The organism is Desulfurobacteriaceae bacterium (genome assembly GCA_039832905.1).
Classification (GTDB): Bacteria; Aquificota; Aquificia; order Desulfurobacteriales; family Desulfurobacteriaceae; genus Desulfurobacterium.
Genome location: JBDOLX010000071.1, coordinates 1 through 3474, shown reverse-complemented (window position 1 = coordinate 3474; position 3474 = coordinate 1). Strand labels below are relative to the sequence as shown.

The following is a 3474-nucleotide window of genomic DNA, read 5'->3' as shown; positions in this document are numbered from 1 at the left end:
TTTTTGGTTCTGTAAGTATCTTCACAAAATCTTCTTTTGTTAAAGGTTTTAATTCAACCCTTATTGGGAATCTTCCTTGAAGTTCAGGGAGTAAATCTGAAGGTTTGGCGATGTGGAAAGCACCAGCTGCAATAAAAAGAATGTGATCAGTTCTCACTAAACCATACTTTGTTGATACTTTGCTTCCTTCAACTATCGGTAGAAGGTCTCTTTGAACACCCTCTCTTGAAACGTCAGGACCTTTTCCACCGCTTCTTGCTGCTACCTTATCTATTTCATCTATGAAAACTATTCCTTGATTTTCAACTCTATCTATTGCTTCTCTTATGACCTCGTCCATATCTATAAGCTTTTGGGCTTCTTCCTGTGCTAAATAGCGAAGAGCTTCTTTCGCCTTCATTTTTCTAAGTTTTTTAGGTTTTGGGAAAATAGAAGAGAGCATATCCTGAAGGTTTGCTAAGTCTCCACCAACTCCTATTACGTTTACACTTGGAGTTTCAACAGTAACGGCTATTTCAACGATTTCATCGTCAAGTTTTCCTTCTTTTAGGAGTTTTTTTATTCTGTTCCTTTCATCTTTTATTCTTGCTTTTTCTTTTTCTAGGTCATAATCTTGAGCTTTTTGAGGAGATAAGAATACATCAAAGAGATTTTGAATAGACTGTTTTTGGTCTTGAGGTTCAGGAACCATAATTTCGGCAAGTCTATCGTAAGCCAGTTCTTTAGCCCTTTCCATAACAGCTTCCATCTTTTCTTCTTTGACCATATTAATGGCTATTTCCACTAAGTCCCTTATTATGGATTCAACGTCCCTTCCAACGTATCCAACTTCTGTAAATTTTGTAGCCTCAACTTTTATAAATGGAGCTTTTACAAGTTTTGCTAGTCTTCTTGCTATTTCCGTTTTTCCAACTCCTGTTGGCCCAATCATTATTATGTTTTTCGGAGCTACTTCGTCTCTCATATCTTCTGGAAGTCTTTGTCTTCTCCATCTATTCCTTAAAGCTATTGCTACTGCTTTCTTGGCTTCTTTTTGACCAATAATGTATTTATCAAGTTCTTTTACTATTTCTTTAGGAGTTAAAAACTTTTCACTAATTGTTTCCTTCTTCTTCTCATCACCCTTTCCAAAAAGTTTTCCAAACATTTTTCCTCCAAATTATTCGAGTTCTTCTACTACGATATTTGTGTTGGTATAGACGCAGATTTTCCCAGCTATTTCAAGAGATTTTAGTGCTATCTCTTTAGCAGAAAGATCCGTATTTTCATAAAGTGCAGTTGCAGCTGCTTGAGCGTAAGCTCCTCCAGAACCGATAGCCATTACAGGAATATCCGGTTCTATTACATCTCCATTACCTGAAATTAAGAGAATTTTTGTTCTATCGGCGACTAAAAGCATAGCTTCAAGGCGTCTTAAAACTCTATCGGTTCTCCAATCTTTTGCAAGTTCTACTGCAGACTTTAAAAGATTTCCACTGAAAGTTTGTAGTTTATCTTCAAATCTTTCTAAGAGAGAAAAAGCATCGGCAACAGAACCAGCAAAACCCACTAAAACTCTTCCACCATAAATTTTTCTTACTTTCCTTGCACCATTCTTAAAGATTGTATTTCCAAGAGTTACCTGACCGTCTCCAGCCATTGCAACTTTTCCATCTCTTAAGACTGCGCAAATGGTTGTAGCATGAAAGTTCATATTTCCTCCTAAGAGTAGGTAAGTTGTCTTTTTCTTCGGACTCTTGATCCTACAAGTTGTCCAAGAATAGCAACTATAATAAGTAAGGGAGCGAATTTCCAAGGTACTCCTAAACTAATCCTTAAAAAGATTATAAACGGTATTGGAGCGTGAATATAAAGGAACCAAAGAGGAGATAGCTTCTTTGTTCCTTCTCTTAACCATCCAAAAGGGATATTTATAAGAAAAGTAATGAGAAAAAGAAAAATTAGGGACTCCATTTACTACCTCCAAAAGGAAAAACTTCAGATTGGAAAATAAATATATTGGTAAACGTTAATTTTTGTAAAGGGGAATTTGCGGGAGTTTAAGATGGATGTAGAACACGTGGTGCCCGGGGCGGGAATCGAACCCGCACGGCCTTGCGGCCCCGGGATTTTAAGTCCCGTGCGTCTGCCAATTCCGCCACCCGGGCAAGGGATTTATAAATAAAAATATCTTTAGTTTCTTCTTGTTTTTTTATTTGTTAGAAAAAATGGTGCCGAGGGGCGGAATCGAACCGCCGACACGAGGATTTTCAGTCCTCTGCTCTACCAACTGAGCTACCTCGGCTTTGCAAGAGAAAATATAGAAGGAATACCCACTTGTGTCAAGAGGTGGAACTTTTCTTTTCAAGCCACTCTTTTAAAAGAAGTGCTGCTGCAACGTCGTCAAGTTCGTCTTTTTCTTTCTTCCCTAAAGTTTTGTATAGTTCCTTTGCTTCTAAAGTGGAATAAGATTCATCAACAAACTCAATTTCTATTTCTTTTCCAATACTTTTTAAATACTCGCTAAATTTGTTTGCGAATTTCTTAAACTTTTCTCCTATCTTTGTTATTTCCCCTTGAGAGTTTATGGGAATGCTTATTAAAACTTTTCCAACGTTAAGATCATCTATGATTTTTAGAAGTTCTTTAAAGGTTTCTTTGTTACTTTTTCTGTATATTATTGTATAAGGTCTCGCTGTTAAAAGGAGTGGATCTGAAACGGCAACACCTATTTTCTTGAATCCAACATCTAGTGCCATAACCCGTTTCATTTATCTATCCTTTAGAAGTAGCAATTACAACTTTTACCTTTTCTCCATCTGTTATCTTCTCATCATCACAAAGGAGCTCACCATCTTTCACAACAACCGCTGTTTCTGGATAAATTCCTAAAAGTTCTAAGAGTCTGTCTACTCTAATACTTTTTCTTTTTATTTCCACTTCTTTTACACAGTTTCCAATTTCTACTAAAATTTTGCCCATAATAACCTCCGAAAATTGCAAACTAAAGGGTTTAACAATGAAAATATATCTCGATGACACAAGAACACCACCGCCTGGATACACTTTAGTAAGAAGTGTAAACGAACTAAAAGAGATTGTAAAAAGATATGGTAAAGATATAGAAGTCTTAGATCTTGATAACTACATGGGTGAGTTTTACCATTTGGGTGGAAATGGTATTGACTTTGTAAAGTGGTTAGAAGAAGCCGTTATTTTGGGAGAAGTTGAACTTAATCCTAATGTTAAAATTACTTCGCACTCTTCTGATAGTTTTGCCGCGAGAGAAATTGAAGAAATAGGAAAATCTATAAAAGCCATTTTAAGGAGTAGAAGATGAAGCTCTCAAAAGATACTGTAAAACACATTGCTATGCTTTCAAGGCCTGAGTTAAAAGAAGAAGAGGTTGAAAAGTTCCAAAAACAACTTAGTCAAATTCTCGATTTTGTAGAAAAACTTAATGAACTTAACACCGACGGTATTTATCCAAAGTTC

At 36.2% G+C, this 3474-nt stretch carries 7 protein-coding genes and 2 tRNA genes; 2 read left to right on the top strand and 7 right to left on the bottom strand.

The window, feature by feature from the left end; genetic code table 11:
* From hslU to ABGX27_05210, 7 genes are all read right to left on the bottom strand, one after another.
* Nucleotides 1–1147 (bottom strand): ATP-dependent protease ATPase subunit HslU (gene hslU / locus ABGX27_05240; GenBank protein ID MEO2068898.1); only part of this gene is annotated, 1147 nt, incomplete at its 3' end.
* Between the two features lie 12 nt (nucleotides 1148–1159).
* Nucleotides 1160–1693, bottom strand: coding sequence for an ATP-dependent protease subunit HslV (hslV, locus tag ABGX27_05235; protein MEO2068897.1), 534 nt, complete (start codon nucleotides 1691–1693; stop codon nucleotides 1160–1162).
* 8 nt (nucleotides 1694–1701) lie between these two features.
* Nucleotides 1702–1953, bottom strand: a complete 252-nt coding sequence (locus ABGX27_05230; GenBank protein ID MEO2068896.1) for a hypothetical protein — start codon at nucleotides 1951–1953, stop codon at nucleotides 1702–1704.
* 107 nt (nucleotides 1954–2060) lie between these two features.
* Nucleotides 2061–2147: transfer RNA gene (locus ABGX27_05225), tRNA-Leu, on the bottom strand.
* Nucleotides 2148–2208: 61 nt separating this feature from the next.
* Nucleotides 2209–2284 (bottom strand) — tRNA-Phe (locus ABGX27_05220).
* Nucleotides 2285–2321: 37 nt separating this feature from the next.
* Nucleotides 2322–2750 carry a Holliday junction resolvase RuvX gene (ruvX, locus tag ABGX27_05215; GenBank protein MEO2068895.1) on the bottom strand — a complete coding sequence of 143 codons (429 nt, stop codon included), beginning with the start codon at nucleotides 2748–2750 and terminating at the stop codon, nucleotides 2322–2324.
* 4 nt (nucleotides 2751–2754) lie between these two features.
* A complete protein-coding gene (locus tag ABGX27_05210; GenBank protein MEO2068894.1) occupies nucleotides 2755–2961 on the bottom strand; it encodes a thiamine biosynthesis protein ThiS in 207 nt (68 codons plus the stop codon).
* Nucleotides 2962–2998: 37 nt separating this feature from the next.
* Between ABGX27_05210 and ABGX27_05205 the strand changes: the two genes are divergently transcribed.
* Nucleotides 2999–3319: a cyclic-phosphate processing receiver domain-containing protein gene (locus tag ABGX27_05205; protein ID MEO2068893.1), complete on the top strand. Its 321-nt coding sequence runs from the start codon at nucleotides 2999–3001 to the stop codon at nucleotides 3317–3319.
* The coding region (gene gatC / locus ABGX27_05200) for an Asp-tRNA(Asn)/Glu-tRNA(Gln) amidotransferase subunit GatC (GenBank protein MEO2068892.1) at nucleotides 3316–3474 on the top strand (159 nt) is incomplete at its 3' end. The genes ABGX27_05205 and gatC, both read left to right, overlap by 4 nt.

What these genes read in the sequence shown, in the direction of transcription:
- ABGX27_05210 (MEO2068894.1), bottom strand. Translation starts at nt 2,961, where the DNA reads ATGGGCAAAATTTTAGTAGAAATTGGAAACTGTGTAAAAGAAGTGGAA.
- hslV (MEO2068897.1), bottom strand. Translation starts at nt 1,693, where the DNA reads ATGAACTTTCATGCTACAACCATTTGCGCAGTCTTAAGAGATGGAAAA.
- ABGX27_05230 (MEO2068896.1), bottom strand. Translation starts at nt 1,953, where the DNA reads ATGGAGTCCCTAATTTTTCTTTTTCTCATTACTTTTCTTATAAATATC.
- ruvX (MEO2068895.1), bottom strand. Translation starts at nt 2,750, where the DNA reads ATGAAACGGGTTATGGCACTAGATGTTGGATTCAAGAAAATAGGTGTT.
- ABGX27_05205 (MEO2068893.1), top strand. Translation starts at nt 2,999, where the DNA reads ATGAAAATATATCTCGATGACACAAGAACACCACCGCCTGGATACACT.